The organism is Reyranella sp. (assembly GCF_965279465.1).
In the GTDB taxonomy this organism is placed as follows: Bacteria; Pseudomonadota; Alphaproteobacteria; order Reyranellales; family Reyranellaceae; genus Reyranella.
The window spans coordinates 604,555-619,098 of record NZ_OZ257242.1 but is presented as its reverse complement, the minus strand read 5'-3'; the positions used below and the strand labels follow the sequence as shown (position 1 = coordinate 619,098).

10 protein-coding genes are annotated in these 14,544 nt (G+C 68.0%); 5 read left to right on the top strand and 5 right to left on the bottom strand.

The window, feature by feature from the left end; translation table 11 throughout:
• The first annotated feature begins 1 nt into the window (after position 1).
• The 3 genes from ACQY8M_RS03040 (at position 2) to ACQY8M_RS03030 (ending at position 4,047) form a co-directional block, all read left to right on the top strand.
• Positions 2–1,648 (top strand): long-chain fatty acid--CoA ligase, encoded by a 1,647-nt coding sequence (locus ACQY8M_RS03040; protein ID WP_428669008.1) that lies wholly within the window; start codon positions 2–4, stop codon positions 1,646–1,648.
• Positions 1,626–2,813 carry an acyl-CoA dehydrogenase family protein gene (locus tag ACQY8M_RS03035; protein ID WP_428669007.1) on the top strand — a complete coding sequence of 396 codons (1,188 nt, stop codon included), beginning with the start codon at positions 1,626–1,628 and terminating at the stop codon, positions 2,811–2,813. Before ACQY8M_RS03040 ends, ACQY8M_RS03035 begins: the two co-directional genes overlap by 23 nt.
• A 124-nt stretch (positions 2,814–2,937) precedes the next feature.
• The gene (locus ACQY8M_RS03030) at positions 2,938–4,047 is read left to right on the top strand and encodes an acyl-CoA dehydrogenase family protein (protein ID WP_428669006.1); all 1,110 of its coding nucleotides are present in this window, start codon (positions 2,938–2,940) and stop codon (positions 4,045–4,047) included.
• Position 4,048: 1 nt separating this feature from the next.
• Here the strand turns inward: ACQY8M_RS03030 and ACQY8M_RS03025 are convergent, their stop codons facing one another.
• Positions 4,049–5,944, bottom strand: coding sequence for an MFS transporter (locus ACQY8M_RS03025; RefSeq protein ID WP_428669005.1), 1,896 nt, complete (start codon positions 5,942–5,944; stop codon positions 4,049–4,051).
• Between ACQY8M_RS03025 and ACQY8M_RS03020 the strand changes: the two genes are divergently transcribed.
• Both ACQY8M_RS03020 and ACQY8M_RS03015 read left to right on the top strand, forming a co-directional pair.
• Complete coding sequence (locus ACQY8M_RS03020; protein WP_428669004.1) at positions 5,921–6,706, top strand: L,D-transpeptidase family protein; 786 nt, start codon at positions 5,921–5,923, stop codon at positions 6,704–6,706. The genes ACQY8M_RS03025 and ACQY8M_RS03020 overlap by 24 nt on opposite strands.
• 9 nt (positions 6,707–6,715) lie before the next feature.
• Positions 6,716–7,483 carry a transglutaminase domain-containing protein gene (locus tag ACQY8M_RS03015; RefSeq protein ID WP_428669003.1) on the top strand — a complete coding sequence of 256 codons (768 nt, stop codon included), beginning with the start codon at positions 6,716–6,718 and terminating at the stop codon, positions 7,481–7,483.
• Positions 7,484–7,532: 49 nt separating this feature from the next.
• Here ACQY8M_RS03015 and ACQY8M_RS03010 read toward each other — a convergent pair whose 3' ends face one another.
• The 4 genes from ACQY8M_RS03010 to ACQY8M_RS02995 all read right to left on the bottom strand — a co-directional run bounded on the left by ACQY8M_RS03010 (position 7,533) and on the right by ACQY8M_RS02995 (position 14,520).
• The gene (locus ACQY8M_RS03010) at positions 7,533–9,644 is read right to left on the bottom strand and encodes a hypothetical protein (RefSeq protein ID WP_428669002.1); all 2,112 of its coding nucleotides are present in this window, start codon (positions 9,642–9,644) and stop codon (positions 7,533–7,535) included.
• Entirely contained in the window at positions 9,641–12,412 is a 2,772-nt protein-coding gene (locus ACQY8M_RS03005; RefSeq protein WP_428669001.1) for a DUF4159 domain-containing protein, read from the bottom strand. Before ACQY8M_RS03005 ends, ACQY8M_RS03010 begins: the two co-directional genes overlap by 4 nt.
• 154 nt (positions 12,413–12,566) lie before the next feature.
• The gene (locus ACQY8M_RS03000) at positions 12,567–13,463 is read right to left on the bottom strand and encodes a DUF58 domain-containing protein (protein ID WP_428669000.1); all 897 of its coding nucleotides are present in this window, start codon (positions 13,461–13,463) and stop codon (positions 12,567–12,569) included.
• 31 nt (positions 13,464–13,494) lie between these two features.
• Positions 13,495–14,520: an AAA family ATPase gene (locus ACQY8M_RS02995; RefSeq protein WP_428668999.1), complete on the bottom strand. Its 1,026-nt coding sequence runs from the start codon at positions 14,518–14,520 to the stop codon at positions 13,495–13,497.
• Between the last annotated feature and the right edge of the window lie 24 nt (positions 14,521–14,544).

Below are 14,544 nucleotides of genomic sequence, written 5' to 3'. Positions count from 1 at the left end.
CATGCAGGGATTGATGATGGACGTGCCCCTGCTCGTGTCGTCGGTGCTCGAGCATGCGGCGCGCATCCATGGCACGACGGAGATCGTGGCGCGCACCGCCGAGGGCGGCATTCATCGTACGACGTACGCCGAGGTGCATACGCGCGCCAAGCGGCTTGCCAAGGCGCTGGCGCGGCTCGGGGTGAAACCGGGCGATCGCGTGGCCTCGCTCGCCTGGAACACGCACCATCACTTCGAGCTGTTCTATGGTGTCTCCGGGTCCGGCGCGGTGCTGCACACGATCAATCCGCGCCTGTTCGAGGAACAGCTCGTCTACATCGTCAATCACGCCGAGGATTCCTGGATCTGCGTCGATGCCGCGACCCTCGCGATCGCCGAGAGGCTTGCGCCGCAGACACCGGGCGTGAAGGGCTGGATCTACATGAGCGTCGAGCCCGAGCCGCCAAAGTCGAGTCTCAAGCTGCTGAGCTACGAGAAGCTGCTCGCGGCCGAGGACGCCGATTACGAATGGCCGCAGTTCGACGAGAAGCAGGCCTCCGTCATCTGCTACACCTCGGGCACGACCGGACCGCCCAAGGGGGTGGTGAACACGCATCGCTCGACGATCCTGAGCGCGCTTGTCATGAGCACCGCAGACATGATCGGCGGCTATCGCTCGGGCGCTCGCGAGGTGGTGATGCCGATCGCCCCGATGTTTCACGGCAACGGCTGGCAGATGGTCTACACCGCGCCGCTCAGCGGCCAGGGGCTGGTCCTGCCCGGCCGCAACTTCGAGCCCGACAAGCTCTACGAGATCATGGCCGCCGAGAAGGTCACCATGGCGGCCTGCGTTCCGACCGTGTGGCTGATGCTGGTCGACCATCTAGATCGCAGCGGCCTCACGCTGCCATCGCTGCGGGCCGCCCTCGTCGCCGGCACCAAGCCGCCGCGCTCGCTGATCGATGCGCTCGAGCAGCGCCACGGCATCGAGGTGGCGCAGGCCTGGGGCATGACCGAGGCGCTCGGCGTCACCAAGTGCGCCCTGCCGCCCGGTCTCGCCGATGCGCCCTACGAGCAGCGGGTCGAGCAGAAGCTGCGCCAGGGCCGGGTCGCCTTCTCGACCAAGCTCCGCATCGTCGACGATGCGGGCAAGCCGCTGCCGCATGATGGTGTGGCCTTCGGTCATCTGCAGGCGCGCGGTCCGTTGATCGTCGGCGCATACCTCAAGCAGGAGGCGCCGATCGACGACGGCTGGCTGCAGACCGGCGATGTCGCGAAGCTCTTTCCCGACGGCACGGTCGAGATCGTCGACCGCTCCAAGGACGTGATCAAGTCGGGCGGCGAATGGATCTCGAGCGCGGCGGTCGAGAACGCGGCGATGGGGCATCCCGCCGTCGCGCAGGCCGCGGTGATCGGCATCCATCACCCGACCTGGCAGGAGCGGCCGTTGCTTGTCGTGGTGCGCAAGGCCGACAAGACCGTGACGCCCGCCGAGCTGATCGCCTTCCTGCGCCCGCAGATGGCATCGTGGTGGGTGCCGGAGGACGTGGCCTTCGTCGACGCCCTGCCGATGACCGCGACAGGCAAGATCCACAAGGTGACCTTGCGCGAGCGCTTCAAGGACATGACCGCATCAGGAGGATCCGATGGACTTCGAGCTGCCGGGTGAGGACCACCCCCAACGCAAGCCGATCCGTGCCTGGTTCGAGGCGCATCCGCATCCGACCGGTCGCGATCTCGCGCAGGCTGGCTTCACCGTGCCGCACTGGCCCAGGCCGTGGGGTCTCGCGGCCGACGCCGAGCTGCAGCTGATCGTCGACCAGGAGATGAAGCGCGCCGGCGTGCATGTTCCGCGCAACCCAGTCGCCATCAACAACTGCGCCCAGTCGCTGCTGACCCACGGCACCGAGGAACATCGCCAGCGCTATCTGCTGCCCGCGCTCGCCGGGGAGGAGGTCTGGTGCATGCTGTTCAGCGAGCCGTCGGGCGGCTCGGACCTCGGCGCGCTACGCACCGTGGCGCGGCGCGACGGCGACCACTATGTCGTAAAGGGCCACAAGATCTGGACCTCGCTCGCCCACAAGGCGAAGGTCGGCATCCTGGTCGCGCGCACCAACTCCGATGTGCCCAAGCACCAGGGCCTGTCGCAGTTCCTGCTCGACATGGACACGCCCGGCATCACGGTGCGGCCGATCATCGACATGTCGGCGCATGAGAACGAATACAACGAGGTCTTTCTCGACGAGGTGCGCATACCGGCCGACCGGCTGCTCGGCAAGGAGGGCGATGGCTGGGCGCTCAGCATGACCCAGCTCCAGACCGAGCGGGTGGCGCTGTCGCGGCCGGGCGCGATCTGGGGCCACGGCCCGTCGGCGCGCGAGCTGGTGGAGGGTCTGGCCGAGATCGGTGCGCTCGACGACGGCGCGATGCGCGAGGAGGCGGCGCAGATCTATGTCGAAGGCGAGATCCTGCGCCTGCTCGCCTATCGTGCGCTCAGCGACCGCATGAACGCCCGCCCGCCTGGGCCGGAGGGCGCGATCCACAAGATGCTGGCGGCGCCGCACGGACAGAAGGTCGTCGAGCTCGCCAAACGCGCCCAGGGGCCGCGCGGCATGATCGCGGGCGAATCGCCGTTCCCCTCGCAGCTCGGCGGCAGCGACGATCCCTACGACGACTGGGATCATGCCTTCTGGTTCAGCCAGGCCGTCACGCTCGGCGTCGGCACGCAGGAGGTCCTGAAGAACGTCGTCGCCGAACGCATGCTCGGCCTGCCGCGGGAACCCGATCCGACGGCGCGGGTGCCGTTCTCGGAGACGCGCGGGAAGAAGGGTTAGAGGTCTTTGAGTCGTTCTGACGCGAGAAGGTGCGTCACACCCCCTCCGTCGCGGATTACCGCGCCACTTCCCCCGAAGACGGGGGAGGGAGTCCAAGCTGAAGCTGTAGCGAGGAAACCAATTCATGAATTTCGCCCTCAGTGAAGACCATGTCGTGCTGCGCCAGTCGGCGCGCAGCTTCCTCGAGAAGGAGTTTTCGCTTTCCAGGGTGCTGGTGCCCGGCGCCACCGTGGCTGACGCGGATTACGACGCCAACTGGGCGAAGATCGTCACCATGGGCTGGCAGGGCCTGGTGATCGACGAGGCGTACGACGGCCTCGGCCTCTCCTGCATCGATCTTGCGATGATCCTGGGCGAGATGGGCCGCAGCCTGGCGCCGAGCCCATTCCTCGGCACCCTATTCGGCGCCTGGGCGGTCCAGAAGGGCGGCTCGCCGGAGCAGAAGAAAGCGCTGCTGCCCGGTGTCTCCGCCGGCACGACGAAGCTCGCGGTCGCCGTCGCCGAGGCAAGCGGCTCGACGGACGGTCCGTGCCGCGAATGCACCGCGCGCGGCGATCGGCTGACCGGCGTGAAATCGTTCGTGATCGATGCCGCCGCTGCCGACTGGCTGATCGTTGCCGCCCAGGACGAGGCTGCTGGCCGTCGCGCCTTCTTCCTCGTCGATGCCCGTCAGCCGGGCGTGACGGTCGACCTGCTGCCATGGCGCGACGTCACCCGGCAGGTGGCCGACGTGCGCCTGAAGGACGTCAAGGCCGAGCGGCTGGCGATGGCCGACGCGGCACTCTGGCCGTGGCTGCGCGATCGCATCCTGCTCGCCCTCGCCACCGAGAATGCAGCCGGCACGCAGGTCGTGATGGAGATGACGGTCGACTATGCCAAGGAGCGCGCGGCGTTCGGCAAGCCGATCGGCTCCTACCAGGCGATCAAGCATTCGCTGGCCGACATGCTGGGCCAGGCCGAATGCTCCAATGCCGCCGTGCTCTACGCTGCCTGGGCGCTGTCGGAAGAGGCGCCAGAAGCCGCCAAGGCCGCGGCGATGGCCAAGGCCTACACGTCGGATGCGTACGCCGCGGTGACCCAGCGCAGCATCCAGATTTTCGGCGCCATCGGCTTCACCTGGGAGATGAAGAACCATCTCTACTTCAAGCGGGCGCGGGCCAATGCCGAGCTGTTCGGCAACGCGCGTGCGCAACGGGCGCGCGTGATGGACATGGTGGCGAAGAAGGCGGCCTAGCTCACCGCGCCTCGTCGTCGAGGCGAAGCAGGGGAACGAGGACCAGGGCGACTGCCGTCGAGGCTGCGGAAACGACGATGAGGGGGCCGAGTCGCCCGTGGAACAGGTGCTCGTAGAGCCAGGCGCCGACGGTGCTGGAGCACAGGTCCGCGAGGTTCATGATCGACATGAGGCCTGCAAACGCGAAGCCTTCCGAGCGCTTGGGGCAGTAGTCCGCGGCGAGCGTCAGCGAGGCGATGGTCGCGATCATCAGGGTGGCGCCGTTGGCGAAGTTCACGACCGCCGCCGAAACCTCGCCCGAGAGCAGCAGGAACGAAGCCGCCGACGCCGTTCCGAGCACGATGCTGAGGTTCAACAGCGCCTTCGGTCTCATCCGGGCGAGAAGCCAGCGATGCACGAGGGCGCCGGCGATCCAGCCGGCCGACGAGATCGCACCCAGGATCCCGATATAGGCCTGCGAGAATTTCAGCTCGTCGGTCATGAAATAGTAGAGCGGCGTCCCGAAGCCGGGCGCGAAGGAATAGAGGAAGAGGAACAGGGCGACGAGGTACAGCCGGGCCGACCTTGCCGCCGACATTATGCTCCGGAAGGTCAGCCCCATCTCCAGGCGACTCACCGTCACCTTCCTCTCGGTGAGCAGGAACAGCGACGCCAGCACCATCGCGACGGGCGCGACGGCGGCGATGCCGGCGGCGGCCTGCAGAGCCGAGATCGGCGGCAGATGCTCGACCAGCGCTCCGCCCGCGAACGCGCTCACCATGATCGCGATGTAGAACCACAGCCATTGCTGGCTCACGAACGCGCTGCTGAGGCGAAAGCTCCGGCCGTTCTCGGCCAGCAGGGCGCCGCACAGCGTGCTGCCCGTCGCCATGGCGTAGGAGGTGAGCAGGAGCAGCGGCGCGAACGCGCCGGGCTCGGTCAGCCGCGTCATCCAGCCATAGGCGCCGGCCGCACAGAGGCTCGCGATGATCAGGTAGCTCTTGCGGCGATAGCCGAACAGCGGGACGAAGTCGGAGACGAGCCCGAAGACGGGCTTGATGATCCAGGGGAAATTGAGCACCGCGAAGTAGGCGGCGACCTCGACCGGAGTCCAGCCGCCGACTTTCAGATAGGACGTGAGCGGCTGATAGATGATGCCGACCCGCGCCTGGCCGATCCCCTCGACCAGATAGACGATGGCGAAGAAGAGCATGAGCCGGCGGATGTGCCGATCGTTTTCTCCTGTCCGCGCGAATGCAGCGTGGTCGATGGAAATTCCTCCGGAGCCCCGGAGTCTATGGGCTTTGTGAATGGTCGTGAAGGTCGCAGGCGGTCCTGAAAAAATGCCGGCATGACCATCTGTCGTGAACGCGAAGCAGCCTGCGTCTGCGGGCAGCTCCGGATCAGGCTGGGCGGCGACCCGTAGCTCGTCTCGTCCTGCCATTGTCTTGCCTGCCAGCGCCGCACCGGCGCAGTGTTCGGTTCGACGAATGGTTGCCGTTTCCGGAGGCCATCCCTGACACCGAAAGAATCCGGCGTAGGTTCTGTAGAATTCTGCACGCGAGCGAATGGCGCCGCGAGGCTCGCCGAAACTTACGAAACGATACCCCGCGCTCTGCACAATCTTCTCGATACGAAGTTCGCCTAGAAACGTGCGCAGCAACAGATTCTCAGGCGAACAATGTTTTGGATGAACGGCAATCCCAGCTCGCCCGCCCGTCGTTTCCGTTCGGCAGGCGTGCGCGGACGTCGTAGGGACGATGTGACTTTCATCGCCATCGCTGCCCTGCTGGCCATCCTTTTCATCACGCAGGCGGGTTGGATGGTCGTGCAGCAGGTCCATCCCTAGGCTGGAACCTCTTGCCCCCGAAAGCACCAAGAGGCCGGTGTCGACATGGTGAAGGCTCGTGCGGTTCATGCGAGCATGGTTGTGCTCGCCGTCGTTGGGGCATTGGCGGCTGCAGGCTGCGTCTCGACCGATCAGCCGTCGTCCCCCGCCCTGGCCGCCGATGCGAAACCTGCTGCAGAAGCGAAAGCCGAACTGCCGCCCAGCGCCTACCTCAGCATGCTTCGCAGCCATGGCATCGGTGCGGCAATCCCCACCCGAGGCAAGTTCGTCCTCGTCAACATCCCTTCCTTCGAGCTGATCGCCCTGGAGGACGGCTCTCCTGTGCTGCGCAGTCGCGTGGTGGTCGGCCAGCCCAAGGCTGCCACGCCCGAAATGCTGTCCTCGATGTTCGCCCTCCGATTCAATCCCTCCTGGACGCCAACGCCGTCGATGATCCGCAATGAAGGGCTGCACTACATGCCGCCCGGCCCTCAGAACCCTCTCGGCAGGGTCATGTTCGATCTCGACAACGACGAGTTCATCTATCTCCACGACACAAATGAAAGAGCGCTTTTCAATCGGCCCCAACGTGCCTTGAGCCATGGCTGCGTCCGCGTGGAACAGGCGCGCGCCTTGGCGGCCTGGGCACTCGGCGTCTCGGAACTGGAGATCGATGCAATGATTGCCAAGGGCACCTATTCCGAGCCGTTGCCGGAAGTGATCCCAGTGTCTCTCGCCTACCATACTCAGTTTCCCGACGAGTCCGGCCAGATCGTCTCGTATCCCGACATCTATGGACATAACCACCGTGCCGAGCTGTCCGATCCGCCGACGACGTTACCGGAACGCTAGAGCGATCGCGTGACCGACTACTACCGAACCCACAGCGATCTTTCCGACCCGGGCCCGTCCCGGGAGAAGCTCGCGATGATTCCGCCCGATCTGCCGACGATGTGCGCCTTCATCCAGGGCATCGTCATACATGCCGACTGGGCCGCCGCTTACGGCGTGAAGGACGCCGCGCTGAGCCGTCAAACCTTGCCGGTCGAGCAGCGCCTGGCGCTGCTCGATCCGGAGAGATGGATCGACGTGCCGCCGGAGCGGCGGACGTCCGGCACTTGCCGGGACTATGCGCTGATGTTGTGCAGCCTGTTGCGCGAGCGCGGTGTCGCGGCGCGCGTGCGCTGCGGCTTCGCGACCTACTTCCGCGGCAACCCGTTCGAGGATCATTGGGTTTGCGAGTACCGGGTGGAAGGCGAAGACCGCTGGGCGCTCGCCGACGCCCAGCTCGATCCAATGATACGAGATCACCTGCTCATCCCTTTCGATCCGAGGGACCTGCCGGCAGGAGCCTTTCTCAATGCCGGCGAGGCCTGGACAGCATGGCGCGAGGGCCGGGCCGACGCAGACGCCTTTGGTCACGGTCCGGCCAGGGGCGCGTGGTTCCTGCGGGTCAACCTGATGCGCGACCTGCTTGCCGTGAACAAGCGGGAGATATCCGACTGGGACGCCTGGCGAATGTTTTCTCCCAAATGCAAGCTGCTCGACGCCGAGACGCTTGCCTCATGCGACCGGATCGCCGCCACGACCCGGCGGGTCGGTTTCTCGCCGCCTCCGGTCCGAGGTTGATGGCCGAAGAGGAGAATCCGCGCGCCGGGCGTCGCGAGAGGTCTTCGGGTCAGCGACCCTCGCGCCACCAGGCGCTGCCCAGCGCGACCAGGAAGGCGAGCGCCACCAGGATGCCCGGCAGCAGCGGCGTCTGGTTGATGCCGGCGACGGTGTAGCCCTCGTTGCGGCGCAGGCCGATCCAGTCCGAGCCGCCGGCGGCGCGGCCGGGGCGGACCGAGCGGATGTCGGGGTCGGGCGTGTCGGCCAGCCACTGGATGGTACCCCCCGAGGCCTCGACCAGCGGCTTCAGCTTGGCGTCGGTCGCGCGCACATCCGAGAATTCCAGCGGGTCGGGGTTGCCAACCGCGGCCACGGTGCGCAGCGTGCCGTCGTCGAAGCGGTAGAGGCCGGGCTTGTCGACATCGACAATCGCCTGGCCCAGGCCCGGTGCGATCTGGCGCAGCTCGAGCGTGCGCGTGGCGCCGGCGTTCGGCTGGTTAGGCGCCGGCGTGCCGGGCGGGGTCATGGTGACCTGCGGGAAGGTGGTCGAGAGCGTGCGGCGCGTGATCTCGATGCGTCCGCCGACCGAGGTGGCACGCAACGCCTCCTCCTCGAGGTCGGGCTCCTTCATCAGCCAGTGCGCGACGCGACGCACCAGCTCGGGCTGCGGCCCGCCGCCGTCGATGCCACGGTTCCACAGCCACAGGTGATCGGACAGGAGCTGGGCCACGCGGCCCTCCCCGACGCGGTCGAGCACGACCAGCGGCTTGTCCTCGGCGCCGGAGAGGATGGCGTTGCCGTGATCGGTGCGCGAGGTGACGAGGCGGAACCAGCGGCCCCACAGCGGCTCCTTCCCGGGCTCACCGGCCTGCGGCAGGTTCGCGCTGACGGGATGGCGCTGGCCAATCTCGGTGACCTTGGGCTTGAAGCCGGTCTCCAGCACGTCGCCGAGCGGCGCGGCCGGCAGGATGGCGCCGAGCGGCGTACGATAAAGCGAGCGCGCGGTGGCGAAGACCGGTCCAACCGAGACCAGCAGCGCACCACCGTTCTTCACGTATTCGCTGATGTTGCGGAAATAGTCGCGCGTGATCAGGTTCCCCGACTCGTAGCGGTCGAAGATGATCAGGTCGAATTCCTTCAGCTTCTGCTCGAACAGCTCGCGCATCGGAAAGACGATCAGCGACAGCTCGCGCACCGGCGTGAAATCGTCCTTCTGCGGCGTGCGCAGGATGGTGAAGTGCACCAGGTCGACCGCCGGGTCGCTCTTGAGCAGGTTCCGCCACGCCCGCTCGCCCTGGTAGGGCTCGCCGGAGACCAGCAGCACGCGCAACCGGTCGCGCACGCCGTTGATGGTGAAGATCGCGCGGTTGTTGTCGAGCGTCAGTTCGTTCGCGCCGGGCGCGACCTCGAGCTCGACGACGTTGGCGCCGGGATTGCCGACGGTGACCGGCAGCTCGACCGACTTGCCGACCGGCACGTCGAGGCGGCGCACGACTTCGCCGCCGACCGACAGCGTGACCGGCGCGGTGCCGCCGGCGGGATCCTCGATCCGGAACTTTGCGGTCACCTGGCGGCCGACCACGCCGAAGCGCGGCGACTGCTCGATCACGATCAGCCGGTCGCGCTCGTTCTTCTTGCCGGCGATCAGCGCATGGAGCGGCGCGGCGCCGAGCTCGGGCGGCAGGCCGGCGGGGACATCGTGAACCTGGCCGTCGCTCAGCAGCACCACGCCGGCCAGTCGCTCGGGCGGCACCTCGACCAGCGCCTGTCTCATCGCCTCGATCAGCCGTGTCCCGCCGGGCCGCTCACTGCCAAGCTGGATGTGTGACGGCGGCAGGACCGCCTCGCGCACTTCGAGGCCTTCCTGCTGGGCGAGCTTCTTCTTCAGCGCTTCGCGCGCGGCCTGGACCTGTGTGTGGCGGTCTCCGATCGCCATGGAGTCGCTGTCGTCGGTGACGACAAGCGCGACGTCGGCGATCGGCTTGCGCTGCTCCTCGATCAGGGCCGGGTTGGCCAGCGCCGCCAGCACGACGATGACGGCGAGGAAGCGCCACAGCAGGCCGCGCGCACGGGCGCGCAGGCCGAGCAGCACCAGCCCCAGCCCTGCGGCGCCGAGCGCGATCAGCACCGGCCACGGCAGCAGCGGGTCGAAGGCGACGGAGACCGCGGAGGTCGTGTTCATCGCCTGAGCCTTTGCATGATGTCCTGGATATGGACCTGGTCGTCCTTGTAGTTGCCGGTAAGGGCATGCATCACGAGGTTCACGCCGACCCGGAACGACATTTCCCGCTGGGTTTCGCCGCCCGGCGTCACCGGGTTGAGGCCGCGGCCGCGCTGGTCGGTCGCCCAGGCGCCGGCATAGTCGTTGGCGCCGATGATCAGGGTGGTGACGCCGTCATTGACCCGCCCGCCGCCGGACTCGATCCAGAGCTTGCCGCCGACCCAGCGGCCCGGCATGTCGGACAGAAGATAGAACGACTTGGTCAGCACGTGGTCGTGCGGCATGACGATCAGCGGCGGCGTCTCGATGCCGGACAGCAGCCGCTTGAGGTCGGGATTGCCTCCAACCGGCCGGTCGAACGACATCTGCTGGTCGCGGGTGTCGACGAACAGGATGCCGCCGGTGCGCAGGTAGCGGTCGAGCGCGGCCGACGCGCGCGGCGTGAGGTTGGGCTGGGTCGAGGTGATCGGCCAGTAGATCAGCGGATAGAGTCGCGGCTCGTCCTTCTCGAGGTCGAGACCGACTGGATCGCCGGGCTCGACCGAGGTGCGGTTGCGCAGGATCTCGCTCAACCCCTCGAGGCCGGCCTTGCTGATGTCGTCGACATCCTTGTCGCCAGTCACGATGTAGGCCAGCCGCACGTCGAGCGAGCCCTTGAGTGCCTGCTCCTCGCTGAGCGGCGCCGGGCCTGGCTTGTCGGGAGCCGGGGCGGCGGCACGCTGCGGCTGGGCGTGCGTATCGGGCGCCGTCGCGAACGCTGCGAAGCCGAGCAGCAGGGCGGCCGGCGCGGCGCGGCCGATGCGCACCGCGCGCGGCATCAGCCCGCGCAGCCAGAGCGACAGCAACAGGTCGAGCAGCAGCAGGATCGCTGCGGCGAGCAGGCACCAGCGGGCGAGATCGGTTTCGCCGCCTTCGGACAGGCGATCTGTCGCGACGCTGCCTGGGAGCACCAGGGGCTTGGGCGTCGCGACATGGCCGCCGATGTTGAAGGCGACCTGCGCATTCTCGTCGCCGTAGAAGCCCGGCGGCGTCGGAGGCCTGGGCTTGAAGGTCTGCTCGGCGTCGGCCGGCAGCATCTGCGCACCGGACGGCGGTGCGCCCAACCGGCCGAAGCCGTCGAGCGTGCGCCACGGCTTCAGCGCCTTGTTGATGCCGTCGCCCGCCACGCCGCGCGACAGGGTCACGAGCCGCTGCAGCATGTCCACGAACAACCCCGACAAGGCCATGTTGCTCCAGCCGGTATTGGCCGTGGTGTGGATCAGCACGAGGTAGCCCTGGCCGCGCTTCTCGGCGGTGACCAGCGGCGTACCGTCGGCCAGCCGCGCCCAGGTCTTGTCGGCGAGATCGGGAGTGGGCTCGGCCAGCACCTGCTGCTGGATGCGGACGTCCTTTGGCACCGGAATGCCGAGGAAGGGGCTGTTGGTCGGGAACTCGGCGAGCGCGCTCGGCTGGCCCCAGCTCATCACGCCGCCCAGCGCGCGGTCACCGAGGCGTAGCGGCGTCGGCACCAGCGTGTCGCCGCCGGCGGCGAGGTTGGGGCCGGCGAAGCGCACGGCGATGCCGCCGCGCTCGATCCACTTGGCGATCTCGTCGCGGTCGGTGGCCGAGGGCGAGGCCCCGTCGGGGATCAGCAGCACGGCGGTGCTGCGGGTCAGCACGGTCTCGCGGTCGCCGATGGTGAGGCTGACATAGGGATCGAGCGCGCGCTCGAGGAAGTAGACCTCCTGCAACAGCGGCTGGCCGGTGGCCGAGGCGCGCTCGCCCAGGATGGCGACGGGACGGCGACGATTGCGCTCGTCGAGCAGCACGGCGCTGCCCGCGCCGCCCTGCGCCTCGATATCGAGGCGGGACATGCGATTGCGCAGCTCCGGCGGCGCCGGCAGCACGCCTTCGCCCTTGGTTGCCGACGCCGCGAAGTCGAGCTCGATGCGGGCGACCACGCGGCCCTGGTCGTCGGATGCCTGGATCGCAGTCTTGCGCGGCCCGTCGGCGATCGGGCGCAGCGCCGTCACCTTGAGGTCGCGGCCCTCTGCGGCGGGCGGCATCAGCAGCAGCGGCGTGCTGGAGGCGTCGGGCAGCACGACCTGCAGCCCGTCGAACTTCTGCAGCCGTTCGGTGAGCTTGGCTGAGCCGTCGTCGTCGAGCCCGTCGCTCAGCCACACGACATACGCGCTGGGATCGAGCCTGAGCTGGTCGATCTCGTTGGCCGCGACCGCGCGGTCGGTCGGCCACGGCTTGGGCCGGAAGGCGCGCAGGATGGTGCGCATCTCGTCCGGGCGCAGTGCGCCCTTGCGCACGGCGGGGGCGTCGAGCGGCGCGGGCGCGGTGCCGACCAGCGCGACCAGCCGGCCGGCGCGCTCGGCACGCTGGATCAGCCGCTCGGCGTGCGCGATGCGGGTCGTCCAGCCCGGCGCCGACGACCAGCCGTCGTCGACCACCAGCAGGAGCGGCCCCTTGCCCGGCAGCTCGGTCTGCGGATTGAGGAGAGGCCGCGCGACGGCGAGGATCAGCGCGGTCGCCAGTAGCAGGCGCAGCAGCAGCAGCCACCACGGCATCTTCATCGGCGTCTGCTCGCTGGGCTCGAGCCCGATCAGCAGCCGGATCGCCGGGAACCGGACGAGGCGCGGCAGCGGCGGGATCAGGCGCAGCAGCCAGTAGATCACCGGCAGCACCAGCAGCAGCGCCAGCATGCCGGGAGCCGCGAAGGCGAACGCGCCGAGGCTCAGCATGTCCGTGTCTTCACTGGGAGCGCGGCTCTCCAGAGCCGCTCATGGAGTGTCGCAATCCGAAGAAGAGCGGCTCTAGAGAACCGCGCTCCCAGCAAGACCCTGAGCGCCACCGGAGTGGCGTGGTCCCAGCGATGACCTTGCGTTACGGACATAGTCATGCCGCGTTCAACCGACGGAGGTCCGCCATGGCGAGGTAGAGCGACAATAGCACCGTCTGCGGCGGACGGTCGGTTCGATGCATATGCACGGTCCAGCCGGCCGAGCGCGTCAACCGCTGCAGGCCTTCCTTCTGTGCCGCCAGCCGCGCGCCGTAGGCGGTGCGCACGGACTCTACGCGGCGGATCGTGTGCTGGCCTTCCGCTTCGAGGCCCTCGAACTTCACATGGCCGTTGAACGGCAGGTCCTCTTCCGCGGGATCGAGCACCTGCACCAGATGGCCGCGCACGCCGGCGCCCGCGTAGTGACGGATCACCGCCTCGACCGTGTCGAGCGGATCGAGCCAATCCGATACCAGCACGACAGTGCCATGGGGCGGCAGTGGCACCAGTGGTGGCAGGCTGGGGGGCTTGCGATCGGGATCGCGCGTCTCGTCGAACAGGGTTTCCGCCACACGCCGCACGGCGACCCGGCCGGTGATCGGCCGCTGTCCTGTCCCGAGCACGGCGACCCGCTCGCTGGCGTCGCTCAGCAGGCTGGCGAGGGCGAGCGTGATCAGCTCGCCGCGCACGGCCTTGGTGTCGATGTTCTTCAGCGAGGCGTATTGCATGGACGGTGAGGCATCGCGCCACAGCCAGACCGAAGCGGCGGCCTCCCATTCGGTCTCGCGGACGAACAGGTGCCGGCTGCGCGCGCTCTGGCGCCAGTCGATCTGGCTGGCGCTGTCGCCGTCGCGATACGGACGGTATTGCCAGAAGGCATCGCCCTGGCCGACGCGGCGACGGCCGTGCACGCCCTGGATCACGGTGGCGGCGACACGATCGGCAGCGACCATCAACGCCGGCAGGGTGCCGGCGAGCTCGAGCGAACGATGAAGGGTTGACGGATCGGCCATTGGCTCCTGGCGGTGCAATGCCTAGGCCAGATTACGCGATCCGTGCGCACATCTGGGCAATTACGGTCTCCACCGTGACACCTTCGGCCCGGGCCGAGAAGTTCACGGCCATGCGATGGCGGAGGATCGGCCCTGCAAGTGCCACGACATCGTCAACCGACGGGGCCAGCCGGCCCTGGATGATGGCGCGGGCGCGGGCCGCCAGCATGAAGGCCTGGCTGGCGCGCGGGCCGGGACCCCACGCGACCCGCTGCCGCACGACCTCGAGATCGCTGGTTTCGGGACGGCCGGCGCGGACCAGCTTCAGGATCGCATCGACCACGCTTTGGCCGATCGGCAGGCGGCGGACAAGCGCCTGCGCCGCCATCAGATCGGTCGGCGTCAACGCCTGAACGGCGACCGGCATGTTGGCGCTGGTCGTTGCGATCATGATCTCCCGCTCGGCTTCCTCGTCGGGATAGCCGACGTCGATCTGCAGCAGGAAGCGGTCGAGCTGGGCTTCCGGCAACGGATACGTGCCTTCCTGCTCCAACGGGTTCTGCGTGGCGAGCACGTGGAACGGCGCCGGCAGGTCGTAGCTCTTGCCGGCGACGGTGACGTGACGCTCCTGCATGGATTGCAGAAGTGCAGACTGTGTGCGAGGGCTGGCTCGGTTGATTTCGTCGGCCATCAGCAACTGCGCGAAGACCGGTCCCTGGATGAAGCGGAAGGAGCGGCGGCCGCCGTCGCTCTCTTCGAGCACCTCGGAGCCCAGGATGTCGGCCGGCATCAGGTCGGGCGTGAACTGGATGCGCTTGCTTTCCATGCCGAGCACGGTGCCGAGAGTCTCGACCAGCTTGGTCTTGGCGAGGCCCGGCACGCCGATCAACAACAGATGACCACCCGATAGAAGCGCAACGAGTGTTTGATCGATGACGTGCTGCTGGCCATAAATGACCTTGCCGATGGCCGCACGGGCCGCCTGCAACTGGCCGCCCAGCCGCTCGATGTCGGCCAGGGCGGAAAGGGCGTCGGCGTCGGTCGCGGTCGAAGTGTCGGGTGCCACCAGGCGCTCCATTCGGTCGGTAGGAAACAAGTTTGA